This is a genomic window from Pseudomonas sp. MYb2, assembly GCF_002979955.1.
Lineage (GTDB): Bacteria > Pseudomonadota > Gammaproteobacteria > Pseudomonadales > Pseudomonadaceae > Aquipseudomonas.
Genome location: NZ_PCQC01000001.1, coordinates 105,850 through 129,643 on the forward strand (window position 1 = coordinate 105,850; position 23,794 = coordinate 129,643).

Sequence of the window (23,794 nt, forward strand, 5' to 3'; positions counted from 1 at the left end):
CAGCAATTTCACGTCGGCGTATCTCCTCAATATCCCCGTCTCGGCCCCCTCTCCCTCTGGGCGGTCCGACGTTTCGGGAGGGCTGGGGTGAGGGTGAGGTTTAAAGCACCACCGCAAAATTCAGCCGAAACTGCTGCGGCGTCACGCCTAACCTTCGGTTAAACACCCCGCGCATATGCTGCGCATCGCGAAACCCGCACTGATACGCCACCGTCTTCAACGGCGCCGCGGTGCTTTCCAGCATCACCCGCGCCGCATCCACCCGCGCCCGCTCGACAAACTCCGCCGGGGTGACTTTGGCTTCCCGGGCAAACACTCGGGAGAAATTGCGCGCACTCATGTTCGCCGCATTGGCCAGATCGGCAATCGTCAGATCGCCAGTGAGATTGGCCAGCACATACAACTGCACCATCGCCACCGCCGACGTCGGCTCTGCATGCGGCGTCAGGAACGGACTGAACTGCGACTGGCCACCAGAGCGCTGGGTGAACACCACCAGTCGCTTGGCCACGCTCAGCGCCACTTCAGCGCCGTGATCCCGCGCCAGCAAATACAACGACAGATCGATCCCCGCCGTCACCCCCGCCGAGGTATAGAGCGCGCCGTCCTCGACATACAAGCGATCCGCTTCGACCTGCGTGGTCGGACACAACTGCGCCAGCGCCTCGGCGTCGTTCCAGTGCGTGGTGACGGTGCGCCCCTCCAACAATCCGGCCCGCGCCAACATGAACGCGCCGTTGCAGATCGAACCGTAGCGCTGCGCCCGTGAACACGCCCCGCGCAGCCAATCATCAAATGTCGCGCCAAAATCCATGAATGGCAGTTGCGGGCCGCCAGCGACCAGCAACAGGTCGTAGGCCTCGAGGGCTTCGCTGAAGTGGCGATGGGCATTCAGGCTCAAACCGTTGGAACAGGCCATCGAGCCGTGCTCCACGCCGATCACTTCGAGCCGATAGTGATCCTCGGCCGCCAGGAAGCGGTTGGCCTCGGCGAACACATCCATCGGGCCGCTGACATCCAGTGACTGCACTCCGGCGAACACAACGATGGCGACGGTTTTAGTCATGACTGTGGATTCCCTTTCAAGAGCAAAAGATCGCCGCCTGCGGCAGCTCCTACAGGGGAATGCGGGCTTCTGTAGGAGCTGCCGCAGGCGGCGATCTTTTAGCTTGGCACGATTTGCAGGTGGATTGGCAAGGATCGCAGCCATGCGCCGATTGTTCGCTTTCAGCGTCGGGAACAGACTTTCCCCATCAGCGCCACGACGGCGCTTTCAGAAAGGAAAGCACCATGAGCACAACCATCGCCGGCATCAAAATCCCCGACAGCGCCCTCGCCCGCGCCACCACCGAGTACATCCGCGACATCGAATCCGACCTGCTTTTTCACCATTCGCGCCGGGTGTTTTTGTTCGGCGCGCTGAGCGGTGAGCGCCAGCAACTGGCCTACGATCCGGAGCTGCTTTACGTCGGCGCGATGTTCCATGACCTCGGTCTGGTCGAAGGTCATCGCAGCGATGACGAGCGTTTTGAGGTGGACGGTGCTAACGCAGCGGCGGCGTTTCTCAAACCGTACGGGTTGAGCGATGACGACATCGAGCAGGTCTGGCTGTCGATTGCCCTGCACACCACGCCGGGCGTGCCCAAGCATCTGCGTCCAACGGTGGCGCTGGTGACCGCTGGTGTGGAAATGGACGTGCTGGGTATGGATTACGCAGCCTTCAGCACCGTGCAGCGTGAGGCGGTGGTGCATGCGCACCCGCGTGGGGAAGGTTTCAAGGAATGCATCATCTGCGCGTTTGCCGATGGCTTGCGGCATCGTCCGCAGACCACGTTTGGCAATGTGAAGACCGATGTGCTGAAGGATCAGCAGCCGGGTTTCAAGCCGATGAACTTTGTCGAGGTCATCCGCCAATCACCCTGGACTGCGTAAATCCCATTGTAGGAGTGAGCCTGCTCGCGATAGCGGTGTTTCAGCTGAAAAATCCCTGGCTGATACACCGCTATCGCGAGCAGGCTCACTCCTACATTTGGAATTGGGTTGCCCTCGAGAATGAGGCCAACCCATTAGTGCTTACGCGGCTTCCGGGCTTGGCGCCCGGCGCACGTCCGGCTGCTTCCACGAATCGGCTGCGCTTTCTTCGATGGCTTGCTGGATGGCTTTCTTGCGGGCTTCTTCGGCACGGCGGCTGAAGAACCAGACCATGAAAGTCACGATCGATACCGCCAGCAGAATCAGACTCGCCACGGCGTTGATCTCCGGCTTCACGCCCAGGCGCACCGCCGAGAACACTTCCATTGGCAGGGTCGTCGAACCCGGGCCGGAAACGAAGCTCGCCAGCACCAGGTCATCCAGCGACAGCGCGAAGGACATCATGCCGCCCGCCGCCAGTGATGGCGCGATCATCGGGATGGTGATCAGGAAGAACACCTTCCACGGCCGTGCACCCAGATCCATCGCCGCTTCTTCGATCGACAGGTCCAGTTCACGCAGGCGGGCGGAGACTACCACCGCCACATACGCCGCACAGAACGTCGTGTGAGCGATCCAGATGGTGACGATGCCGCGTTCCTGCGGCCAGCCGATCATCTGCGCCATGGCCACGAACAACAGCAACAGCGACAGACCGGTGATCACTTCCGGCATCACCAACGGCGCTGTCACCAGGCCGCCGAACAGCGTGCGGCCCTTGAAGCGCGTGATGCGCGTCAGTACGAACGCTGCCAGTGTGCCCAGCGCCACCGCGGCAACCGCGGTGTAGCAGGCAATTTCCAGCGAGCGCAGCACCGAGCCCATCAGTTGGGTGTTGTCGAGCAGGCCGACGTACCACTTGATCGACCAGCCGCCCCACACCGTTACCAGTTTGGAGGCGTTGAACGAGTAGATCACCAGGATCAGCATCGGCAGGTAGATGAACAACAGACCGATGACCAGCATCAGGCTGGAGAAACGGATGCGCTTCATTCTTTACCCTCCATTTCCTTGGCCTGACTGCGGTTGAACAGAATGATCGGCACGATCAGGATCGCCAGCATCACCACCGCCAGCGCGGACGCCACCGGCCAGTCACGGTTGTTGAAGAACTCTTGCCAGAGCACTTTACCGATCATCAGGGTTTCCGGACCGCCGAGCAGTTCCGGGATCACGAACTCGCCGACCACCGGGATGAACACCAGCATGCAGCCGGCAATGATCCCGTTCTTGGACAGCGGAATGGTGATTTTCCAGAAGCTGTTGAAGGTGCTTGAACCAAGGTCGGAAGCGGCTTCCAGCAAGCTTTGATCGTGCTTCACCAGGTTGGCGTACAGCGGCAGAATCATGAACGGCAGATACGAGTAGACGACGCCGATGTATACCGCGAGGTTGGTGTTGAGGATCTGCAGCGGCTCGTCAATGAAGCCCATGCTCATCAGGAAACCGTTGAGCAGACCGTTGTTGCTGAGTATGCCCATCCACGCGTAAACGCGGATCAGGATCGCGGTCCAGGTCGGCATCATGATCAGCAGCACCAGCACCGTTTGCATCTCTTTACGGGCAGTGGCGATGGCGTAGGCCATCGGGTAGCCGATCAGCAGGCAGAGGATGGTGCTGATCAGCGCCATCTTCAGCGAGCCGAGGTAAGCGGCGATGTACAACTCGTCGCCCGCCAGCATCGCGTAGTTGCCCAGGTTCAGCAGCAGTTGCAGCTTCTGCTCGGCGTACGTGTAGATCTCGGTGTACGGCGGGATGGCCACGTCGGCTTCGGCGAAGCTGATCTTCAGGACGATGAAGAACGGCAGCATGAAGAACAGGAACAGCCAGATGAACGGGACCCCGATGACCAGTTGGCGGCCATTGGGGATTATTCGGTTGATGCGGCGTTTGAATTTGCGCATGTTCATGAGCGAAGTACCACGCCGCTGTCGTCTTCCCACCACACGTAAACCTGATCACCCCAGGTCGGACGCGCGCCACGGCGCTCGGCATTGGCCACGAACGACTGCACCAGTTTGCCGCTCGGCAATTCGACGTAGAACACCGAGTGACCGCCGAGGTAGGCGATGTCGTGGACCTTGCCGCTCGACCAGTTGTATTCGCAGGTCGGTTGGTCGGCGGTGACCAGCAGCTTCTCCGGACGGATCGCGTAGGTTACGGACTTGTCCTGCACCGAGGTGCTGATGCCGTGGCCGACGTAGATCTGCCGGTCGAGGTCCTTGCAGGTGATGGTCGCGTGGCCTTCGGCGTCGTCGATCACTTCGCCTTCGAAGATGTTGACGTTGCCGATGAATTCGCAGACCAGACGGCTGGTCGGGGTTTCGTAGATGTCGATCGGGCTGCCGATCTGGGCGATCCAGCCCAGGTGCATGATCGCGATGCGCTCGGCCATGGTCATGGCCTCTTCCTGGTCGTGGGTCACCATCACGCAGGTCACCCCCACGCGCTCGATGATTTCCACCAGTTCCAGCTGCATCTGCGAACGCAGTTTCTTGTCGAGTGCGCCCATCGGTTCGTCGAGCAGCAGCAGCTTCGGCCGCTTGGCCAGCGAACGCGCCAGTGCCACACGCTGACGCTGACCACCGGACAGTTGATGCGGCTTGCGCTTGGCGTACTGGCTCATCTGCACCAGCTTGAGCATTTCGGCCACTCGCGCATCGACTTCAAACGCCGGAATCTTGTCCTGCTTGAGGCCGAAGGCGATGTTCTGCGCCACGGTCATGTGCGGGAACAAGGCGTACGACTGGAACATCATGTTGATCGGTCGTTCGTACGGCGGCATGTCGGTGATGTCGACGCCGTCGAGGAAAATGCGCCCCTCCGTGGGCCGTTCGAACCCTGCCAGCATCCGCAGCAGAGTGGATTTGCCCGATCCCGAACCGCCGAGCAAGGCGAAAATCTCGCCTTTCTTGATTTCCAGGGACACATCGTCCACGGCAATCGTCTCGTCGAACTTCTTCGTGACCCGGTCGATCTTGACCAACACCTGTTTCGGTGTCTGGTCGCCCTCGAGGGCTTTCTTATAGGCGCCGGAGGCAACTGCCATTTACGAAACTCCCAGATAAAAACAATGCAGTCCGCCCCGCAAGGCGAACCCAGGATAGTGTGTGCCTTACATCCCCGACTTGACCTTGGTCCAGCTGCGGGTCATCAGGCGCTGAATGTTCGGTGGCAACTCGGTCGACACATAAGCCTTGTCGATAACGGCCTGCGGCGGATACACCGACGCATCGGTGCGGATGGATTGTTCCATCAACTTGTCCGAACCCGGGTTGGGGTTGGCATAACCGACGTAATCACTGACCTGAGCGATCACCTCAGGTTTCAGCAGATAGTTGATGAAGGCGTGGGCCTCCTTCACGTTCGACGAATCCTTCGGAATCGCCAGCATGTCGAACCACAATGCGCCGCCCTCTTTCGGCACCGTGTAGGCGATGTTCACGCCCTTCTTGGCTTCGGCTGCGCGGTTCTTCGCCTGGAAGATATCGCCGGAGAAACCGATGGCTACGCAGATGTCGCCGTTGGCCAGATCACCGATGTATTTCGAGGAATGGAAGTAGGTCACGTAAGGACGCACCGCGAGCAACTTGTCAGTGGCCTTTTCGTAGTCCTCGGGGTTGGTGCTGTTGGCATTCAGGCCCAGATAGTTGAGCACGGTCGGCATCATTTCATCCGCTGAATCGAGGAATGCCACGCCACAGCTTTGCAGCTTCTTGATGTTCTCGGGCTCGAACAAAACGCCCCACGAATCGATCTTGTCGACACCCAAAACGGCCTTCACTTTATCGACGTTGTAACCGATGCCGTTGGTTCCCCACAGGTACGGCACGGCGTACAGGTTGCCCGGATCGTTCTGCTCCAGACGCTTGAGCAGCGCCGGGTCGAGATTGGAATAATTGGGCAGCTGCGAGCGGTCGAGCTTCTGGAACGCGCCCGCCTTGATCTGCTTGCCGAGGAAGTGGTTCGACGGCACGACCACGTCGTAACCGGTACGCCCGGCCAGCAACTTGCCTTCAAGGGTTTCATTGGAATCGAAGACGTCATAGACCGGTTTGATTCCGGTGGCTTTCTGGAAGTCCGCCAGGGTCGTCTCGCCGATGTAATCGGACCAGTTATAAATATGCACCGTACCGGCGGCCTGGGCTCCGACAGCAATCGTCAGGCCGGCAGTGGCCAGCAGGGCTTTGCGCAAAGAAGAAAAAATAGGCAAGTGGAGGTCCTCTAAATTAGTTGGGCCCAAGTTGCCCCGCGCTGCATGACAGCCATGGCTGCCCGGCAACAAAACCGGCGCGCAACTTACCCTCGAAAAACCGTTCCAGCAAAACTTTCTGTCATTTAATTGTCCCGCTGGCCATCGTCACGGAGACGATGGCCAGCGGTTGCGGCTTCAAACGGCTTATTTGCCGGATTTGATCTTGGTCCAACTGCGAGTGATCAGACGCAAGGTCGCTGCATCCTGATCGCTGATCGCATACAGCTGTTTCTTCACTTCCGCCGAAGGGTAAATGCTCGGATCGCTGGTGATGTCTTTGTCCACCAATGGCGTTGCCGCCTTGTTGCCGTTCGGGAAACGTACGGCGTTGGTGATCTCGGCCATCACTTCCGGCTGCAGCAGATAGTTCATGAACTTGTAAGCGGCTTCGACGTTTTCGGCATCCTTGGGAATGGCGACCATGTCATAGAACGTACCGGCACCTTCCTTCGGAATGGTGTAAGCCAGTTTGACCTTGTCACCGGCCTCCTTGGCGCGGGTCTTGGACTGTTCCAGGTCACCCGAATAACCGACGGCGACGCAGATGTTGCCGTTGGCCAGATCGGAGATGTATTTGGACGAGTGGAAATACGCAACCGATGGGCGAACCTTGAGGAACAGGTCTTCGGCGGCTTTCAGATCAGCCTTGTCCTTGCTGTTGGTCGGCTTGCCCAGGTAGTGCAAGGCCGCCGGAATCATTTCGGTCGGAGCGTCGAGGAAGCTCACGCCGCAGCTTTTGAGTTTTTCGATATTCTCGGGTTTGAACACGATGTCCCAGGAATCGATCTTGTCGATGCCCAGTGCAGCCTTGACCTTCTCCGGGTTGTAGCCGATGCCGATCGAGCCCCACATGTACGGGAAGGCGTGTTTGTTGCCTTGGTCGCTGGCATCGCCAACCGCTTTGAGCAGGTCTTCGTCGAGGTTCTTCCAGTTCGGCAACTTGGACTTGTCCAGTTCCTGATACACGCCAGCCTTGATCTGCTTGGCCAGGAAGTTGTTGGAGGGCACCACCACGTCATACCCGGATTTGCCCGCCAGCAGTTTGGCTTCGAGGGTTTCGTTGCTGTCGAAAACGTCGTAGACGACTTTGATGCCCGACTCTTTCTCGAACTTGGCCACGGTGTCCGGAGCGATGTAGTCCGACCAGTTGTAGACGTGCAACACCTTGTCGTCCGCCTGAACCGCACCCGCCATCATGCCCGCCACGGACAGCGCGAGAAGTGTCTTGCCAGCAAGCTTTTTGCCTAATGCCTTCATGCGTAATGCTCCAAATTTTCTTTTTTTGAACCACTTTGTTCAGCGGCCGAACCCGGGCAACTGGAACCGCGGCTAGTCTGGCAAGATCCGGGGCGGTCTTTCAAGAAAAGACCAGCCTTTCTGACAGCTTTGAGCGAGAGCGCCGCAGCTCCCTCGCTCAGAGCCTAGCACTTAGCCCTGCAACGCACTGAGGGTCAGATCCAGGCATTTGCGTGCCTTTGTAACCAGCTCATCGATCTCCGCTTTGCTGATCACCAGCGGTGGCGCGATGATCATGGTGTCGCCCACAGCGCGCATGATCAGGCCGTTGTCGAAGCAGAACTGGCGGCAGATCATGCCGACGCCCTTACCTTCGTAACGCTTGCGCGTGGCCTTGTCCTGCACCAGCTCGATCGCGCCCAACAGACCGACCCCGCGAACTTCACCCACCAACGGGTGATCGTTCAGTTCCCGCAGACGTTTCTGCAAATACGGTGCCGTTTCGTTGTGCGCGTTCTCGATAATTTTTTCGTCGCGCAGAATGCGGATGTTTTCCAGACCCACCGCTGCCGCCACCGGGTGACCGGAGTAGGTGAAGCCGTGGTTGAAATCGCCGCCCTCGTTGAGCACCGCAACAACGGTGTCGCGCACGATCAGGCCACCCATCGGGATGTAACCGGAGGTCAGGCCTTTGGCGATGGTCATCATGTCGGGTTTGAGGTCGTAGAAATCGCTACCGAACCACTCACCGGTACGGCCGAAACCGCAGATCACTTCGTCCGCGACGAACAGGATGTCGTACTTGGCGAGGATTTCCTTGATGCGCGGCCAGTAGGTGTCTGGCGGAATGATCACGCCGCCGGCGCCCTGGATCGGCTCGGCAATAAAGGCACCGACGTTGTCCACGCCGACTTCGAGAATCTTTTCTTCCAGCTGATTGGCTGCCCAGATGCCGAATTCTTCCGGGGACATATCGCCGCCTTCAGCGAACCAGTACGGCTGCGCGATGTGGACGATGCCCGGGATCGGCAGGTCGCCTTGTTCGTGCATATACGTCATGCCACCGAGGCTCGCGCCGGCCACGGTCGAACCGTGATAACCGTTCTTGCGGCTGATGATGACTTTTTTGTCCGGCTGGCCCTTGATCGCCCAGTAGTGGCGAACCATGCGCAGCATGGTGTCGTTGCCTTCGGAGCCGGAACCGGTGAAGAACACGTGGTTCATGCCTTCTGGCGCGACGTCGGCAATCGACTTGGCCAGTTCCAGCGCCGGCGGGTGCGCGGTCTGGAAGAACAGGTTGTAGTACGGCAGTTCGCGCATCTGTTTGGCGGCCGCGTCGGCCAGCTCATCGCGACCATAACCGATGGCCACACACCACAGACCGGCCATGCCGTCGAGAATCTTGTTGCCTTCGCTGTCCCACAGGTAAACGCCCTTGGCGTTGGTGATGATCCGCGGGCCTTTCTCTTTCAGCTGCTTGAAGTCGCTGAACGGGGCCAGGTGGTGATCATTGCTGAGTGCTTGCCACTCGCGGGTTTGCGGGTTGTTGCTGGTCATGCCAATTCTCCTTGTTATCGGTGAAGGCGCGGTTTTTTGAGGGCCGCGCCTGGCGTATCAGACGGCGAAGAGCAGGTACTCACGCTCCCAGGAACTGATCACGCGCTTGAAGTTTTCATGCTCGGCCCGTTTTACCGCGACGTAGCCAGTGATGAAGGTTTTGCCCAGGTACTTCTCGATGGTCGCGCTGTTTTCCATGCGCTCCAGCGCGTCTTCGATGGTCAACGGCAGGCGCAGGTTGCGGCGTTCATAACCACGACCCACCACTGGCGCGCTCGGGTTGAGGCCTTCGACCATGCCGATGTAACCGCAGAGCAGGCTCGCGGCGATCGCCAGGTAGGGGTTAGCGTCAGCGCCCGGCAGGCGGTTCTCGACACGGCGGTTCTGCGGGCCGGCATCCGGTACGCGCAGGCCGACGGTGCGGTTTTCTTCGCCCCACTCGACGTTCACCGGTGCCGAGGTGTCCGGCAGAAAGCGGCGGAACGAGTTGACGTTCGGCGCGAACAACGGCAACAGCTCAGGAATCAGCTTCTGCAAACCACCGATGTGGTGCAGGAACAGCTGGCTCATGGTGCCGTCTTCATTAGAGAAAACGTTTTTGCCGGTCTCGATGTCGATGATGCTCTGGTGCAAGTGCATCGCACTGCCCGGCTCGCCGGTCATCGGCTTGGCCATAAAGGTCGCGGCCACGTCGTGCTTGAGCGCGGCTTCGCGCATGGTGCGTTTGAACACCAGGATCTGGTCGGCCAGCGACAGCGCGTCGCCGTGACGGAAGTTGATTTCCATCTGCGCCGTGCCGTCTTCGTGGATCAGCGTGTCGAGGTCCAGTTCCTGCAGTTCGCACCAGTCGTAGACGTCTTCGAACAGCGGATCGAATTCGTTCGCCGCTTCAATCGAGAACGACTGACGACCGATTTCCGGACGGCCCGAGCGACCGATTGGCGGCTGCAATGGATAGTCAGGGTCGTCGCTGCGCTTGGTCAGGTAAAACTCCATTTCCGGCGCCACGATTGGCTGCCAGCCTTTGTCGGCATAGAGTTTGAGGACTTTCTTGAGGACGTTGCGCGGCGACAGCTCGATCGGGTTGCCTTGCTTGTCGTAGGTGTCGTGGATCACTTGCGCAGTCGGCTCGATGGCCCACGGCACCATGTACACGGCGTTCTGGTCGGGGCGGCAGATCATGTCGATGTCGGCCGGGTCGAGCAGTTCGTAATAGATGTCGTCTTCGACGTAGTCGCCGGTCACGGTCTGCAACAGCACGCTCTCGGGCAGGCGCATGCCTTTTTCGGCGATGAACTTGTTGGTCGGCGAGATCTTGCCCCGGGTGATACCGGTCAAGTCGGCGATCATGCATTCGACTTCTGTGATCTTGTGGTCTTTCAACCAATCGGTGAGCTGGTCGAGGTTGTTACTCATAAATGCCTCTGGGCTGAGTCTCCTGACATGATGTCAGGCAAAGTTTGACGCTTTGAGCGTCGCGTTAAAGGGGGGCTTGCTCGCGCAGTGCCGGCTTACGCCTGGCACCGCGCATAGACAATGAAAGAGGAGCTTACCTGCCCTTTACGCTGGCGTTGCATTTCCTGTGCACACTCAAGGCGTGCAGAATCACGAGCACGGTTGGGCAAGCGGCACAGGCTTTGAGGGTGAAAGCGATCTATATTGGAAGGGGACGCCATAAACAGGATGCTTTCCCGTACGTCCAGAATATCGGACGCTGGCGCTTGAACGGCCATGGACGGGAACATCGTCGGCAACTGGCAAGCCATGCTGGCTGCGCTACGGACGGATTTGTCGCCACTGATGTGATAAGCATGCAGACCGGACTGTTGCGAGCAGTCGGTGATGCCGATTAACGGCAGGCGAGACATGAAGCACCCCGGTATTATTGCTGTTATGGGTTTGATCGGAGCTTAGCCTTGTTCATTTTTTTACACAACACCCCCGTAAAAAATACAACACGGCCTGCTCAAGCCCGCGGGTGCACAGTCTTCCAAGGACAAAAAAACGCCCGAAAGTGCCCCATAAATGCCCTCGCAGCGCTTTTTTAGGGCAAAAAAGGCCTCGCTTGACTTCGGCAGGCCGTTCGGGTTGACTGAAACCAGAAAAGATCAATGATTGATATTTTTAACAACAAAGGTGTTGCATCATGTCGGTACCCCCGCGTGCCGTTCAGCTTAACGAAGCGAACGCGTTCCTTAAGGAACATCCTGAGGTTCTGTACGTTGACCTTCTGATTGCGGATATGAATGGTGTGGTGCGCGGCAAGCGCATTGAACGCACCAGCCTCCACAAGGTTTACGAGAAAGGCATCAACCTGCCGGCCTCTCTATTTGCTCTGGATATCAATGGCTCTACGGTGGAAAGCACCGGCCTGGGCCTGGACATCGGCGACGCCGATCGTATCTGCTATCCCATCCCCGATACCCTGTGCAACGAGCCATGGCAGAAGCGCCCGACCGCGCAACTGTTGATGACCATGCACGAACTCGAAGGCGACCCATTCTTCGCCGATCCGCGCGAAGTGCTCCGTCAAGTTGTTGCAAAGTTTGACGAGCTGGGCCTGACCATCTGCGCGGCCTTCGAACTTGAGTTCTACCTGATCGACCAGGAAAACGTGAACGGCCGTCCTCAGCCGCCACGCTCGCCAATCTCCGGTAAACGCCCGCACTCGACTCAGGTCTATCTCATCGACGACCTCGACGAATACGTCGACTGCCTCCAGGACATTCTGGAAGGCGCGAAAGAGCAAGGCATCCCGGCCGACGCCATCGTCAAGGAAAGTGCCCCGGCGCAGTTCGAAGTGAACCTGCACCACGTCGCTGACCCGATCAAGGCGTGCGACTACGCGGTACTGCTCAAGCGTCTGATCAAGAACATCGCTTACGACCATGAGATGGACACCACCTTCATGGCCAAGCCGTACCCGGGCCAGGCAGGTAATGGTCTGCACGTACACATTTCGATTCTGGATAAAGAAGGCAAAAACATTTTTGCCAGCGAGGATCCCGAGCAGAACGCCGCGCTGCGTCACGCGATCGGCGGTGTGCTCGAGACCCTGCCCGCGCAGATGGCTTTCCTCTGCCCGAACGTCAACTCCTACCGTCGTTTCGGCGCACAGTTCTACGTGCCGAACTCGCCGTGCTGGGGCCTGGACAACCGCACCGTGGCGATTCGCGTACCGACCGGCTCGTCCGATGCCGTGCGTATCGAACACCGCGTGGCCGGTGCCGACGCCAACCCGTACCTGCTGATGGCTTCGGTACTGGCCGGCGTGCACCACGGTCTGACCAACAAGATCGAGCCGGGCGCGCCTGTCGAAGGCAACAGCTACGAGCAGAACGAGCAAAGCCTGCCGAACAACCTGCGCGATGCTTTGCGCGAGCTGGACGACAGCGAGGTGATGGCCAAGTACATCGATCCGAAGTACATCGATATCTTCGTCGCCTGCAAGGAAAGCGAGCTGGAGGAGTTTGAACACTCCATCTCCGACCTTGAGTACAACTGGTATCTGCATACCGTTTAAGCGGATTGCAGCTTCAGGAAAAACGCCGTTGGCTGATTCAGCCAACGGCGTTTTTTTATGGCCGCCTGCGGCGGATCGCGGGCAAGCCAGCTCCCACAGGGATTTTCTGCGCACATAAATCCCGGTTCACTGAAGATCACTGTGGGAGCTGGCTTGCCAGCGATGGCGGTCGACAAGACAACACAAGAGCCGGCTCGTACAATGCCCGCTGCCCCGCAGGAGACTTCCATGACGCGACCCGCCCCCGTCCGCAAACCCCGTGCCCGCAGCCAGGCGCGCATCGATTCAATACTCGACGCCGCGCGTACATTGCTGGCCGCTGAGGGTGTGGCGAGTCTGTCGATCTACAGCGTCGCCGAGCGCGCGCAGATTCCACCCTCCTCCGTGTACCACTTTTTCGCCAGCGTCCCGGCATTGCTCGAAGCGCTGACGGCGGATGTCCACGCCGCATTTCGCGCCTGCCTGCAAGCGCCGATCGATCATGAAGCCCTGCGTGACTGGCGCGACCTGTCGCGATTGGTCGAACAACGGATGCTGGAGATCTACGACGAAGACGCCGCCGCACGGCAGTTGATCCTCGCGCAGCATGGTCTGACCGAAGTCACTCAGGCTGACCGCCAGCATGACATTGAGCTGGGCGACCTGATGCACAAGTTGTTCGATCATCACTTCGAGTTGCCGAGGCTGCCGGAGGATGTCGATGTGTTTGCCTTGGCGATGGAGCTGGGTGACCGGGTTTATGCGCGTTCGGTGCAGCAGCATGGGCAGATCACGCCGCGCATGGCCGAGGAAGGGATGCGCGTGTTTGATGCCTACATTGGGCTGTATCTGCCGCCGTATCTACCCAAGCGCTGAGCCATGATCGTTCCCACGCTCTGCGTGGGAATGCAGCCCGTGACGCTCCGCGTCACTGGACGCGGAGCGTCCCTAGAGGCATTCCCACGCGGAGCGTGGGAACGATCACAAAAAACCCCGCAGGGCTCACGCCCTCCGGGGTTGTTTTTTACTCACCGGCTTACAACTTGGCGATCGACACCTCGGTGGATTTCACAAAGGCGATCACTTCGCTGCCGACCACCAGTTCCAGCTCCTTGACCGAGCGGGTGGTGATCACCGAAGTGACAATGCCCGAAGCGGTCTGCACGTCGATTTCCGACAGCACGTCACCGAGGACGATTTCCTTGATCGAGCCTTTGAACTGGTTACGGACGTTGATGGCTTTGATAGTCATGGCAATGATTCCTGTCGTTTGCTTGAGTTATTGAGCCCAACGCAGTTGCGTAGGCAGTGGTGAAACAGGTTCCGGCGCCGGCGGTTCGCCGGGCAGGGAAAGAACACGGTTAAGCACTTCGGTTTCCAGCGCTGCAAGACGATGCGAACCACGTACCCGTGGGCGCGGCAGTTCCACATGCAGATCAAGGCCGACTTCGCCGTCCTCGATCAGAATCACCCGGTCGGCAATCGCCACCGCTTCGCTGACGTCGTGGGTCACCAGCAGCACGGTGAAGCCGTGTTGCTGCCAGAGACGTTCGATCAATTGCTGCATTTCAATCCGGGTCAGCGCATCCAGCGCACCGAGCGGTTCGTCGAGCAACAGCAGACGCGGCTGATGGATCAGTGCGCGTGCCAGTGCAACGCGCTGCTTCTGCCCGCCGGACAACGCCGCCGGCCACTCATTGGCGCGATCTGCCAGCCCCACCGCGTCCAGCGCCTCGAGCGCCTTGGGACGCCAGTTGCCTTTAAGGCCGAGGCCGACGTTGTCAATGATCTTCTTCCACGGCAGCAGACGCGCTTCCTGGAACATCAATCGGGTGTCTTCCCGCGCATCGCTGAGCGGCGCAGAACCGGCCAGCAAGTCGCCGCCAGTCGGTTGATCGAGGCCGGCGAGCAAGCGCAGCAAAGTACTTTTGCCGCAACCACTGCGCCCGACCACAGCGACGAATTGCCCCGCCGGAATGTGCAGATCGATGTCACGCAGCACTTGCCGCGCGCCGAAGGTTTTCTGCAGGTTGCGCACGGCCAGCGGTATCCCGCGCAGCAGGCGTGGAGGTTGTTGAGCGGTCATGCCGCACCTCCTTTGGCAACCTGATACGCCGGGTGCCAGCGCAGCCACACACGTTCAAGTCCACGGGCCGCAAGGTCGGCGAGTTTGCCGAGCACCGCGTAAAGCAGGATCGCCAGCACCACCACGTCGGTCTGCAAAAACTCCCGGGCGTTCATCGCCAGATAGCCGATGCCGGAGCTGGCGGAAATGGTTTCAGCGACGATCAGCGTCAGCCACATAAAGCCCAGGGCAAAACGCACGCCAACCAGAATCGAAGGCAGCGCGCCCGGCAGAATCACCTGCCAGAACAGGCTGAAACCGCTCAGGCCATAACTGCGCGCCATCTCCACCAACGCCGGATCGACGTTGCGGATGCCGTGATAGGTGTTGAGGTAAATCGGGAACAGCGTGCCCAACGCCACCAGAAAAATCTTCGCCGACTCGTCGATGCCGAACCACAGGATCACCAACGGAATCAGCGCCAGGTGCGGCACGTTGCGGATCATCTGCACCGAGCTGTCGAGCAGGCGTTCGCCCCATTTCGACAGGCCGGTGATGAAACCCAGGACCAGACCGATGCTGCCGCCGATGGTGAAACCGAGTGCCGCGCGCCAGCCGCTGATCGCCAAGTGCGTCCAGATTTCACCGCTGCGCACCAGGCTCACGCCGGCTTCGATCACCGCCACCGGTGCCGGCAGAATCCGTGTCGACAACCAACCCGCCGACACCGACAACTGCCACACCGCCAGCAACAATACCGGCAACGCCCAAGGCGCGAGGCTGTGGATGATTTTCTTCATGGCGCGCCTCAGCTCTGCGACGCGGCTTTGGGAAGAATGTCGTTGGCAACCATCTCGCCGAACGGGCTGACATAACCGGCGCTTTTCGGCAGTTCCGGACGCTCGATGTCGAGGTGCGGGAACAGCAGTTCGGCGACGCGATACGATTCTTCGAGGTGTGGATAACCGGAGAAGATGAAGGTGTCGATGCCAAGATCGGCGTATTCCTTCACGCGCGCTGCCACGGTCGGGCCATCGCCAACCAGCGCCGTACCGGCACCGCCGCGTACCAGGCCAACACCGGCCCACAGGTTCGGGCTGACTTCGAGGTTGTCGCGGCTGCCACCGTGCAGCGCGGCCATGCGTTGCTGGCCGACCGAATCGAAACGCGCCAGCGAGGCTTGAGCGCGAGCGATGGTGTCGTCGTCCAGGTGCGAGATCAGCCGATCCGCCGCTTGCCACGCTTCAGCGTTGGTTTCGCGAACGATCACGTGCAGTCGAATACCGAAGCGCACGGTGCGGCCGAGCTTGGCGGCTTTGGCGCGCACTTGTGCAATCTTCTCGGCCACCGCGGCTGGCGGCTCGCCCCAGGTCAGGACCATTTCCACTTGTTCGGCGGCCAGATCTTGCGCCGCTTCCGAGGAACCACCGAAGTACAACGGCGGACGCGGCTGCTGGATCGGCGGATAGAGCAATTTCGCGCCCTTCACGCTGATGTGCTGACCGTCGTAATCGACGGTTTCGCCTTCGAGCACACGACGCCAGATGCGGGTGAATTCCACCGAGGCCTGATAACGCTCTTCGTGGCTGAGAAACAAACCGTCACCGGCCAATTCTTCCGGGTCACCGCCAGTCACCAGGTTGAACAGCGCACGCCCGCCAGACAGACGATCCAGCGTGGCTGCCTGCCGCGCTGCCACCGTCGGGGAAATGATCCCGGGGCGCAGGGCAACGAGGAATTTCAGGCGCTGGGTCACCGGGATCAGCGACGCGGCCACCAGCCACGAGTCTTCACAGGAACGGCCGGTCGGAATCAGCACGCCGCCGAAACCCAGACGATCCGCCGCTTGCGCGACCTGTTGCAGATAACCGTGGTCGACGGCGCGAGCGCCTTCGGCGGTGCCAAGGTAATGGCCGTCGCCGTGGGTAGGCAGGAACCAGAAGATATTGAGGCTCATGGAGTGGTCTCCTTAGGAATTCGAGTTACTGGGCTTGGGTGGCCGAGCTTTGGGCCACAGCGGCCGGTGGTGTCCAGATCACATCCTTGATGCTCAGCGGCTTGGGAATCAGCTTGAGCTGGAAGAACGTGTCAGCGATTTTCTGCTGCGCGGCGACCACTTCCGGGGTCAGGAACAGCGCGCCGTAGCCCTGGCGTTTCACCGAGGTCAGGGTGATGTCCGCCGGCAGGCCGAGCAGTGGCGCGACTTGCTGGGTCACGTCTTCAGGATTGGCTTTCGACCACTCGCCGACCGCACGCACTTCTTCCACGAGAGTCTTGATCACCTGAGGATTTTTCTCTGCGTAAGGCTTGGTCGCGAGATAGAACTGATGGTTGTCGACGATGCCTTTGCCGTCGCGCAGGGTGTGCGCTTGCAGTTGTTTCTCGGCGGCGGCCTGGTACGGATCCCAGATAACCCAGGCGTCGACGCTGCCACGTTCGAACGCAGCGCGAGCATCGGCGGGCGGCAGGAATACGGTTTGGATGTCGCTGTATTTGAGTCCGGCGTCTTCCAGCGCACGCACCAGCAGGTAGTGGACGTTGGAGCCTTTGTTCAGGGCGACTTTCTTGCCTTTGAGATCGGCCACCGATTTGATCGGCGAGTCTTTCGGCACGAGGATCGCTTCGCTGTTTGGCGCTGGCGGTTCGTAGGCGACGTAAAGCAGATCGGCGCCAGCAGCCTGAGCGAACACCGGTGGAGTTTCGCCGGTGACACCGAAGTCGATCGAGCCGACGTTCAGGCCTTCAAGAAGTTGCGGGCCGCCGGGGAATTCAGTCCATTGCACGTCGACGCCTTGAGCGGCAAGACGTTTTTCCAAAGTACCCTTGGCTTTGAGCAGCACCAGCGTGCCGTACTTCTGGTAACCGATCCGAAGGGTCTCGGCTTGAGCTTGAGTGATGGCGCCGAAGGTGACAGCCGCAGCAAACAGAGCGACCAGACCACGACGCAAAAATACAGTGCGCATAGCGCTCTCCTTTTTGCTGTTGGGTTTTGGCTGCACCTGCTTAACCGTTAGCGGCTGAGTAAGGTGAAGTACATCAAATGCGGGTGAGGCTTAAATGCTCCAGCGAGCACTCAACAAACGTTCGTTCAACAGACCCGGCTCCAGCGGTTTCGGCCGGCGGGCCATGGCGCCGACAAACTGGTCCAGCGCTTCATGCAGACGCTGCTCCAGCGCTGGTGCCAGTTGTGCTGCGGCACTGCCTTCGCCGTACGCAATCTGGCTGTCCTCGGCGAAAATCCCCTGGAGCATTTCCTGGGCTTTCAACGCCGACAGCACAGGCTTGAGGGCGTAATCGACCACCAGCATGTGGGCGATGCTGCCGCCGGTGGCCATCGGCAAGACAATCTTGTGATTCAGGGCGCGCTCGGGCAGCAGATCCAGCAGCGTTTTCAATGCGCCGGAGAACGACGCTTTGTAAACAGGTGTGGCGATCAACAGGCCGTCGGCGTTTTCAATCTGTTGCAGCAGGTCGAGCACCTTCGGGCTGTCGAAGCGGGCGTGGAGCAGATCTTCGGCCGGGAAATCCCGAATCTGATAACTCACCACTTCCACGCCTTGCGCCTGCAACCAGCGTTGCGAGCGTTCCAGCAGCACCCCGGAACGGGAGCGCAGGCTGGGACTGCCACCGAGTGAGACGACCAGCATTGAGACAATTCCTTAAGCATTACAGGCGATTCGCGGGTTGCGATCTCGCTTCGATGGGAGTGACCTTACCAGCTGATTTATATATCCATAAATCATATTTATTCATTTGGTTATGCTTTTTGGAGATATAAGGTCTGCGTTGTTTCAGGCGAAAAAAAAGGCCGTCGAAACGGCCTGAAATCCCCTGCTTAGTAGCTACCACTGATCGTTCCCACGCTCTGCGTGGGAATGAATCCATGGACGCTCCGCGTCCACTGTGACGCGGAGCGTCACGGGCGGCATTCCCACGCGGACGGTTCGACGCCTCGACGTGGGAACGATCTGCCCGGTGAGATCACTTATTCGGCTGTGGCGTCAGGCGCAGGTACGGTTTCACCGCGCGATAGCCCTTCGGAAAGCGCTGCTTGATCTCATCTTCATCCTTGAGCGAAGGCACAATCACCACCTCTTCACCGTCCTGCCAGTTGGCCGGTGTAGCCACCTTGTAGTTGTCGGTGAGCTGCAGCGAATCGATCACCCGCAGAATCTCGTGGAAATTACGCCCGGTGCTCGCCGGGTAAGTAATGGTCAGGCGAACCTTCTTGTTCGGATCGATGACGAACAGCGAACGCACGGTCAGCGTGTCATTGGCGTTCGGGTGGATCAGGTCATACAGATCCGAAACCTTGCGATCGGCATCGGCCAGGATCGGGAAGTTGACGATGGTGTTCTGGGTTTCGTTGATGTCTTCGATCCACTTGTGGTGCGAATCCACCGGGTCGACCGACAAGGCGATGGCTTTGACGCCGCGCTTGGAAAATTCATCTTTGAGTTTGGCGGTGAAGCCCAGTTCGGTGGTGCACACCGGGGTGAAGTCTGCCGGGTGGGAGAACAGCACGCCCCAGCTATCGCCCAGCCACTCGTGAAAACGAATCTTGCCGGCGCTGGAATCCTGTTCGAAGTCGGGGGCGATGTCGCCGAGTCTGAGGCTCATGGTGCTGCTCCTGATGAGGTATTGGAGAACTCAACTGTAGCTCGGGATTTGCCATCATGAAAAAGAATAAATAAATAGATATCTAGATCATAAATGAATATTAAACATCTGTTCACTGGACGCCCGGCGGCATCCCGACGAACATCGGCCGCAAGGTTCGAGAAGGCCTTGAGTTGCTGTAAAGAGGGGAATTTCGGGGAGGGCTTACGGGGGTGAGCCTGACTCGAAAACGCAAAAGCCCCGTCCGGCGCGATGCCGGACGGGGCTTTTTTTACATCAACGAATCGAGACGCGCTATTACAGCAGCGGGATCGAGTAGCTGACGATCAGGCGGTTTTCGTCCTGCGAACGGGTGCTCGGCAGATCGGTGCGCCATACAGCGTTTTTCCACATCAGGCCGACGTTCTTGAACGGACCTTCCGGTACAACGTAACCGATGGTGAAGTCGCGTTCCCACTCGGAGCTGTTCGAACCGTTCTCACGACCGTTGGTGCCAACGGTATCGATCGAATCGCCTTTGAGGTAAACCACACCGGCGGTCAGGCCAGGTACGCCAACTTTAGCGAAGTCATACGAGTAGCGAGCCTGCCAGGTTTTTTCGCCGGCACGACCGAACTTCTGGATCTGCATGTCGGTGATGGTGTAGTTCGACGAACCGTCGCCCTGGTTCAGCCAAGGGAAGTCGCTGCTGCCATTGGAAACCTGGTAACCGCCACCGAAGGTGTGGCCTTCAACGGTGTACAGGAACAGGCCGCTGTACAGGTTGTTGTCGACTTCACCGCGACCGTTACGCACGCCGGTGTAGTTACCGGTGCTGTAGTAGGCTGGATCGGTACCGTTTTTGCCGTCATCGGAGCTGTTGAAGTAACGGAAATCGGATTTCAATACGCCCGGGCCGATTGCCCAGTTGTGAACCAGACCCAGGAAGTGCTGCTTGTAGAAGTCTTCCAGGTTGCCGTAGTAGTACTGGGCAGTCAGGTCTTTGGTGATCTTGTAGTCACCACCGGCGTAGATGAACTTGTTGCTGTCACGGAAACCGGTACCACGGGTGTTTGCACCGCTGATGGACAGGTTTTCGTTGTTGCTGGAGTTACGACCTTTCACAGCTTCGATCTGACCGCCGACCAGAGTCAGGTCCTTGATTTCGCCGGAAGTGATCTGGCCACCCTGCCAGGTTTGTGGCAGCAGACGACCGTCGTTGGTGACGATTACCGGGTTCTTCGGCTGCAGAGTGCCGAGCTTCAGTTCAGTCTGGGAGATCTTGGCTTTGGCAGTCAGACCCAGGCTGGAGAAGTTGTCCACGGCTTTACCGTTGGATTCGCTCGGGAACACAGTGCCGCCGTAAGCGGTACCGCTGTTGCCGTTGGTGCCGCCGCCCGAATCCAGACGCACGCCCAGCAGGCCGATGGCGTCGATACCGAAGCCGACGGTGCCTTGGGTGTAGCCGGAGATGAAACGCAGATCGAAGCCTTGGCCCCACTCTTCGTTCTTGTTCGGGCCAGTGCCGTCGCGGTTGTCGGTGTTGATGTAGAAGTTACGCAGCCCCAGAGTTGCCTTGCTGTCTTCGATGAAACCGGCGGCGCCTGCCTGCTGCGCCAAAACCCCTACGGCCACAGCCAGGGCCAAGGTGGACTTGTTCATGTAAAGCTCCTCTCGTTTCTAATTTTTGTGTTCCTGGTCCCGGGTCTATTGCCCTGGATCCTAAGATGCGCGATTAGCGCCAGACCGTGACCGACAAGTCAATCGTAACTATGTATGTCTACGACCAAGGTCTAATCGCAGTGATTTGGTCCCTGCAGATTACTGATTTCCCGTTAACCAAAAAAAGAATTATTTAATTCTTTTTAATACCATTCGAGTATATGGCCCATTAATGGCCACCTGCAGCGGGATACAGGATATCGGCTACTAAGCTCATTCCTAAATGGTATTTGTTAGCCTTTTTTTAGATCGATTAGCTTTGGCGTATTCAAATCACGTCAAACCCTATCCAAAAGGCGACGCCATCATGGCCAAACGCGCACTATCGAGTCAATTTGTTACAGTTTGTGTATCGGCGATATTTTCTTTTTCCGCACAGGCAGCCAACCTCACCGTTGGCTACCAAACCGGTATCGACCCGAGCAAAGTCCCGCAGGCTGACGGTGTCTACGAGAAAACCATTGGCGAGAAGATCGACTGGCGTCGTTTCAACAGCGGCCCGGAAGTTGTGACAGCCATTGCTTCGGGCGACGTGCAGATCGGCAATCTCGGTTCCAGCCCGTTGGCGGCGGCGGCCTCGCGTAATCTGCCGATCGTGGCGTTCATTGTTTCGGCGCAGATCAACGCCGCCGAAGCACTGGTGGTGCGCAATGGCAGCGGCATCAATACCCCGCAGGATCTGGTCGGCAAGACCATCGCCACACCCTTCGTTTCCACCTCCCATTACAGCCTGCTCGGTGCCCTGAAGCATTGGGGTCTGGACGCTTCGAAAGTCAAAGTGGTGAACCTGCAACCCGCAGAGATCGCCGCAGCGTGGAAGCGCGGCGATATTGACGGGGCATTTGTCTGGTCGCCAGCGCTGGGTGAAATTCGCAAGACCGGCAAGACCCTGACCGATGCGGCGCAGGTCGGTCAGTGGGGCGCGCCGACCTTCGAAGTCTGGGTGGCTCGCAAGGATTTTGCCGAGAAGCATCCAGAGGTTGTAGCAAAGTTTGCCAAGGTCACGCTGGACTCGTTTGCTGATTACGCGGCGCACAAAGACAGCTGGACGGCTGACTCGGTGCCTGTACAGAAAATCGCCAAACTGACCGGTGCCAATGCCGCCGACGTGCCGGAATTGCTTGCCGGTTCCGCATTCCCGGATGCCAAGGCACAACAAACCACGGCGCTGCTGGACGGCGGCACGGCGAAGGCGATTGGCGAAACGGCAAAGTTTTTGAAGGAACAGGGCAAGGTTGAAACGGTGCTGCCGGACTACTCACCGTACGTGAGCGCCAAATTCATCACCGAGTAATTGATCGTTCCCGCGCTCTGCGTGGGAATGCAGCCCGGGACGCTCCGCGTCCCATCAAAAGCCGAACGCGGAGCGTCCGTTGAGGCATTCCCACGCAGAGCGTGGGAACGATCGAATGGACCAACTCGGTTAGAGGGTTTTTTCGAAGATCTTCGAGTTACGCTGATAGTTGTACAGCGACGCCCGCGCCGCTGGCAGGCGCTCGACACTGCTTGGCTCGAACCCACGCTCGCGGAACCAGTGCGCAGTACGCGTGGTGAGCACGAACAAGGTTTTCAAGCCCTGCGCCCGTGCACGGGTTTCGATGCGTTCCAGCAGTTCATCGCCGCGACCGCCATGGCGATACTCCGGATTCACCGCCAGGCATGCCAGCTCACCGGCATCGGAATCGGCAATCTGATACAGCGCCGCGCAGGCGATGATCATGCCTTCGCGTTCGACCACGCTGAACTGCTCGATCTCGCGCTCCAGCACTTCGCGCGAACGACGCACCAGAATCCCCTGCTCTTCCAGCGGGCTGATCAGGTCGAGCAAGCCGCCGACGTCTTCAATCGCCGCCTCGCGGACCAATTCGAATTGTTCTTGCGCCACCAACGTACCGCCACCGTCACGGGTGAACAGCTCGGTCAGCAGCGCGCCGTCTTCGGCGTAACTGACGATATGGCTGCGCGCCACGCCGCCACGGCAAGCTTCGGCTGCAGCATCGAGCAATTCCGCCTGATAGTTGCTGCCCAAGCGCTGCAAATGCGCCGGCACTTGTTGCGGACGCAGTTCGCGCACCAGTTTGCCGTTCTCGTCGATCAGGCCGAGGTCGGCGCCGAACAGCAGCAGCTTGTCGGCGCCCAGATCGATGGCAGCGCGGGTGGCGACGTCTTCGCAGGCCAGGTTGAAGATCTCACCGGTCGGCGAGTAGCCCAACGGCGACAGCAGCACGATCGAGCGCTCGTCGAGCAAACGGTTGATGCCTTTGCGGTCGACCCGGCGCACTTCGCCGGTGTGGTGATAGTCGACGCCTTCCAGCACGCCGATCGGCCGCGCCGTGACGAGGTTGCCGCTGGCCACGCGCAGACGCGAGCCCTGCATCGGCGACGAGGCCATGTCCATCGACAGCCGCGCTTCGATGGCGATGCGCAGCTGACCAACCGCATCGATCACACATTCCAGCGTAGCGGCATCGGTGATGCGCATGCCGTGGTGGTAATGCGGGGTCAGGCCACGAGCAGCGAGGCGGGTTTCGATCTGCGGGCGCGAACCGTGCACCAGCACCAAACGCACGCCAAGGCTGTGCAGCAGGACGATGTCGTGGACGATGTTGCCGAAATTCGGATGTTCGACGCCGTCGCCGGGCAGCATGACGACGAAGGTGCAGTCGCGGTGGGCATTGATGTAAGGAGATGCGTGGCGAAGCCAATTGACGTATTCGGGCATGAACCTGGGCCTGTAATAAATAGCAGCCTAAAAAGGGGCGAAACGGAAAACTCACAGCGGGCTGATGGTTATCGTCGGAACAGGCTTGGCGACACGCGCGCTCTCCTCATGAATACGGGTTGGATTCCCACTAATTTAACGACTTGCCCCTGTAGGAGCTGCCGC

Annotated in this window: 22 protein-coding genes; 4 read left to right on the forward strand and 18 right to left on the reverse strand. The window is 59.2% G+C overall.

Annotated features, from left to right (window positions below; translation table 11 throughout):
* Nucleotides 1-100 precede the first annotated feature (100 nt).
* Nucleotides 101-1,066, reverse strand: a complete 966-nt coding sequence (locus CQ009_RS00545; RefSeq protein ID WP_105704612.1) for a GlxA family transcriptional regulator — start codon at nucleotides 1,064-1,066, stop codon at nucleotides 101-103.
* Between the two features lie 224 nt (nucleotides 1,067-1,290).
* Here CQ009_RS00545 and CQ009_RS00550 point away from each other — a divergent pair, with 224 nt between their 5' ends.
* Entirely contained in the window at nucleotides 1,291-1,932 is a 642-nt protein-coding gene (locus CQ009_RS00550) for an HD domain-containing protein (protein ID WP_105704613.1), read from the forward strand.
* 141 nt (nucleotides 1,933-2,073) lie between these two features.
* On the opposite strand, the gene CQ009_RS00560 is transcribed toward CQ009_RS00550, so the two are convergent.
* The 8 genes from CQ009_RS00560 to CQ009_RS29730 form a co-directional block, all read right to left on the reverse strand.
* Nucleotides 2,074-2,964 carry an ABC transporter permease subunit gene (locus tag CQ009_RS00560; protein ID WP_007913861.1) on the reverse strand — a complete coding sequence of 297 codons (891 nt, stop codon included), beginning with the start codon at nucleotides 2,962-2,964 and terminating at the stop codon, nucleotides 2,074-2,076.
* Entirely contained in the window at nucleotides 2,961-3,842 is an 882-nt protein-coding gene (locus CQ009_RS00565) for an ABC transporter permease subunit (RefSeq protein ID WP_177430974.1), read from the reverse strand. The genes CQ009_RS00560 and CQ009_RS00565 overlap by 4 nt, the downstream gene beginning before the upstream one ends.
* A 35-nt stretch (nucleotides 3,843-3,877) precedes the next feature.
* On the reverse strand, nucleotides 3,878-5,020 hold the full coding sequence (locus CQ009_RS00570) for an ABC transporter ATP-binding protein (RefSeq protein WP_038358978.1): 1,143 nt from the start codon (nucleotides 5,018-5,020) through the stop codon (nucleotides 3,878-3,880).
* Nucleotides 5,021-5,086: 66 nt separating this feature from the next.
* A complete protein-coding gene (locus tag CQ009_RS00575) occupies nucleotides 5,087-6,184 on the reverse strand; it encodes a polyamine ABC transporter substrate-binding protein (protein WP_064389460.1) in 1,098 nt (365 codons plus the stop codon).
* A 186-nt stretch (nucleotides 6,185-6,370) separates the two neighbouring features.
* Complete coding sequence (locus CQ009_RS00580; protein WP_064389461.1) at nucleotides 6,371-7,483, reverse strand: polyamine ABC transporter substrate-binding protein; 1,113 nt, start codon at nucleotides 7,481-7,483, stop codon at nucleotides 6,371-6,373.
* A 171-nt stretch (nucleotides 7,484-7,654) separates the two neighbouring features.
* Entirely contained in the window at nucleotides 7,655-9,019 is a 1,365-nt protein-coding gene (locus CQ009_RS00585; RefSeq protein WP_105704615.1) for an aspartate aminotransferase family protein, read from the reverse strand.
* 57 nt (nucleotides 9,020-9,076) lie between these two features.
* Nucleotides 9,077-10,435 (reverse strand): glutamine synthetase family protein, encoded by a 1,359-nt coding sequence (locus CQ009_RS00590; protein ID WP_007913846.1) that lies wholly within the window; start codon nucleotides 10,433-10,435, stop codon nucleotides 9,077-9,079.
* A 95-nt stretch (nucleotides 10,436-10,530) separates the two neighbouring features.
* Nucleotides 10,531-10,887 carry a gamma-glutamyl-gamma-aminobutyrate hydrolase family protein gene (locus CQ009_RS29730; RefSeq protein ID WP_146117518.1) on the reverse strand — a complete coding sequence of 119 codons (357 nt, stop codon included), beginning with the start codon at nucleotides 10,885-10,887 and terminating at the stop codon, nucleotides 10,531-10,533.
* Nucleotides 10,888-11,165: 278 nt separating this feature from the next.
* On the opposite strand from CQ009_RS29730, the gene CQ009_RS00595 reads away from it, so the two are divergent.
* Together CQ009_RS00595 and CQ009_RS00605 are read left to right on the forward strand one after the other, a co-directional pair.
* Nucleotides 11,166-12,542, forward strand: coding sequence for a glutamine synthetase family protein (locus CQ009_RS00595; protein ID WP_007913842.1), 1,377 nt, complete (start codon nucleotides 11,166-11,168; stop codon nucleotides 12,540-12,542).
* A gap of 228 nt (nucleotides 12,543-12,770) precedes the next feature.
* Complete coding sequence (locus CQ009_RS00605; protein ID WP_034151970.1) at nucleotides 12,771-13,397, forward strand: TetR/AcrR family transcriptional regulator; 627 nt, start codon at nucleotides 12,771-12,773, stop codon at nucleotides 13,395-13,397.
* Between the two features lie 160 nt (nucleotides 13,398-13,557).
* Here the strand turns inward: CQ009_RS00605 and CQ009_RS00610 are convergent, their stop codons facing one another.
* From CQ009_RS00610 to CQ009_RS00645, 8 genes are all read right to left on the reverse strand, one after another.
* Nucleotides 13,558-13,773, reverse strand: a complete 216-nt coding sequence (locus CQ009_RS00610; RefSeq protein ID WP_003229256.1) for a molybdopterin-binding protein — start codon at nucleotides 13,771-13,773, stop codon at nucleotides 13,558-13,560.
* Between the two features lie 27 nt (nucleotides 13,774-13,800).
* On the reverse strand, nucleotides 13,801-14,607 hold the full coding sequence (gene ssuB, locus CQ009_RS00615; protein WP_007913838.1) for an aliphatic sulfonates ABC transporter ATP-binding protein: 807 nt from the start codon (nucleotides 14,605-14,607) through the stop codon (nucleotides 13,801-13,803).
* Nucleotides 14,604-15,386, reverse strand: coding sequence for an aliphatic sulfonate ABC transporter permease SsuC (ssuC, locus tag CQ009_RS00620; protein WP_003229260.1), 783 nt, complete (start codon nucleotides 15,384-15,386; stop codon nucleotides 14,604-14,606). The genes ssuB and ssuC overlap by 4 nt, the downstream gene beginning before the upstream one ends.
* Nucleotides 15,387-15,394: 8 nt before the next feature.
* A complete protein-coding gene (gene ssuD, locus CQ009_RS00625; protein ID WP_018928626.1) occupies nucleotides 15,395-16,543 on the reverse strand; it encodes an FMNH2-dependent alkanesulfonate monooxygenase in 1,149 nt (382 codons plus the stop codon).
* 25 nt (nucleotides 16,544-16,568) lie between these two features.
* Entirely contained in the window at nucleotides 16,569-17,549 is a 981-nt protein-coding gene (locus tag CQ009_RS00630) for a sulfonate ABC transporter substrate-binding protein (protein WP_064389465.1), read from the reverse strand.
* Nucleotides 17,550-17,639: 90 nt separating this feature from the next.
* Nucleotides 17,640-18,233, reverse strand: a complete 594-nt coding sequence (gene ssuE, locus CQ009_RS00635; RefSeq protein WP_064389466.1) for an NADPH-dependent FMN reductase — start codon at nucleotides 18,231-18,233, stop codon at nucleotides 17,640-17,642.
* Nucleotides 18,234-18,567: 334 nt separating this feature from the next.
* Complete coding sequence (locus CQ009_RS00640; RefSeq protein ID WP_064389467.1) at nucleotides 18,568-19,206, reverse strand: peroxiredoxin; 639 nt, start codon at nucleotides 19,204-19,206, stop codon at nucleotides 18,568-18,570.
* Nucleotides 19,207-19,503: 297 nt separating this feature from the next.
* Nucleotides 19,504-20,847, reverse strand: coding sequence for an OprD family porin (locus CQ009_RS00645; RefSeq protein WP_064389468.1), 1,344 nt, complete (start codon nucleotides 20,845-20,847; stop codon nucleotides 19,504-19,506).
* A 367-nt stretch (nucleotides 20,848-21,214) separates the two neighbouring features.
* Here CQ009_RS00645 and tauA point away from each other — a divergent pair, with 367 nt between their 5' ends.
* Nucleotides 21,215-22,201 carry a taurine ABC transporter substrate-binding protein gene (gene tauA / locus CQ009_RS00650; RefSeq protein WP_301303259.1) on the forward strand — a complete coding sequence of 329 codons (987 nt, stop codon included), beginning with the start codon at nucleotides 21,215-21,217 and terminating at the stop codon, nucleotides 22,199-22,201.
* Nucleotides 22,202-22,330: 129 nt separating this feature from the next.
* On the opposite strand, the gene argA is transcribed toward tauA, so the two are convergent.
* Nucleotides 22,331-23,629, reverse strand: coding sequence for an amino-acid N-acetyltransferase (argA, locus tag CQ009_RS00655; protein ID WP_064389470.1), 1,299 nt, complete (start codon nucleotides 23,627-23,629; stop codon nucleotides 22,331-22,333).
* Nucleotides 23,630-23,794 lie beyond the last annotated feature (165 nt).

Bases quoted from the DNA above. Each gene is read 5' to 3' on its own strand.
- CQ009_RS29730 (WP_146117518.1), bottom strand. From the start codon at position 10,887: ATGTCTCGCCTGCCGTTAATCGGCATCACCGACTGCTCGCAACAGTCC.
- CQ009_RS00630 (WP_064389465.1), bottom strand. From the start codon at position 17,549: ATGCGCACTGTATTTTTGCGTCGTGGTCTGGTCGCTCTGTTTGCTGCG.
- CQ009_RS00605 (WP_034151970.1), top strand. From the start codon at position 12,771: ATGACGCGACCCGCCCCCGTCCGCAAACCCCGTGCCCGCAGCCAGGCG.
- ssuC (WP_003229260.1), bottom strand. From the start codon at position 15,386: ATGAAGAAAATCATCCACAGCCTCGCGCCTTGGGCGTTGCCGGTATTG.
- CQ009_RS00580 (WP_064389461.1), bottom strand. From the start codon at position 7,483: ATGAAGGCATTAGGCAAAAAGCTTGCTGGCAAGACACTTCTCGCGCTG.
- CQ009_RS00545 (WP_105704612.1), bottom strand. From the start codon at position 1,066: ATGACTAAAACCGTCGCCATCGTTGTGTTCGCCGGAGTGCAGTCACTG.
- argA (WP_064389470.1), bottom strand. From the start codon at position 23,629: ATGCCCGAATACGTCAATTGGCTTCGCCACGCATCTCCTTACATCAAT.
- CQ009_RS00590 (WP_007913846.1), bottom strand. From the start codon at position 10,435: ATGAGTAACAACCTCGACCAGCTCACCGATTGGTTGAAAGACCACAAG.
- CQ009_RS00640 (WP_064389467.1), bottom strand. From the start codon at position 19,206: ATGAGCCTCAGACTCGGCGACATCGCCCCCGACTTCGAACAGGATTCC.
- CQ009_RS00610 (WP_003229256.1), bottom strand. From the start codon at position 13,773: ATGACTATCAAAGCCATCAACGTCCGTAACCAGTTCAAAGGCTCGATC.
- ssuD (WP_018928626.1), bottom strand. From the start codon at position 16,543: ATGAGCCTCAATATCTTCTGGTTCCTGCCTACCCACGGCGACGGCCAT.
- CQ009_RS00585 (WP_105704615.1), bottom strand. From the start codon at position 9,019: ATGACCAGCAACAACCCGCAAACCCGCGAGTGGCAAGCACTCAGCAAT.
- ssuB (WP_007913838.1), bottom strand. From the start codon at position 14,607: ATGACCGCTCAACAACCTCCACGCCTGCTGCGCGGGATACCGCTGGCC.
- CQ009_RS00645 (WP_064389468.1), bottom strand. From the start codon at position 20,847: ATGAACAAGTCCACCTTGGCCCTGGCTGTGGCCGTAGGGGTTTTGGCG.
- CQ009_RS00560 (WP_007913861.1), bottom strand. From the start codon at position 2,964: ATGAAGCGCATCCGTTTCTCCAGCCTGATGCTGGTCATCGGTCTGTTG.
- CQ009_RS00550 (WP_105704613.1), top strand. From the start codon at position 1,291: ATGAGCACAACCATCGCCGGCATCAAAATCCCCGACAGCGCCCTCGCC.
- ssuE (WP_064389466.1), bottom strand. From the start codon at position 18,233: ATGCTGGTCGTCTCACTCGGTGGCAGTCCCAGCCTGCGCTCCCGTTCC.
- CQ009_RS00595 (WP_007913842.1), top strand. From the start codon at position 11,166: ATGTCGGTACCCCCGCGTGCCGTTCAGCTTAACGAAGCGAACGCGTTC.
- CQ009_RS00570 (WP_038358978.1), bottom strand. From the start codon at position 5,020: ATGGCAGTTGCCTCCGGCGCCTATAAGAAAGCCCTCGAGGGCGACCAG.
- tauA (WP_301303259.1), top strand. From the start codon at position 21,215: ATGGCCAAACGCGCACTATCGAGTCAATTTGTTACAGTTTGTGTATCG.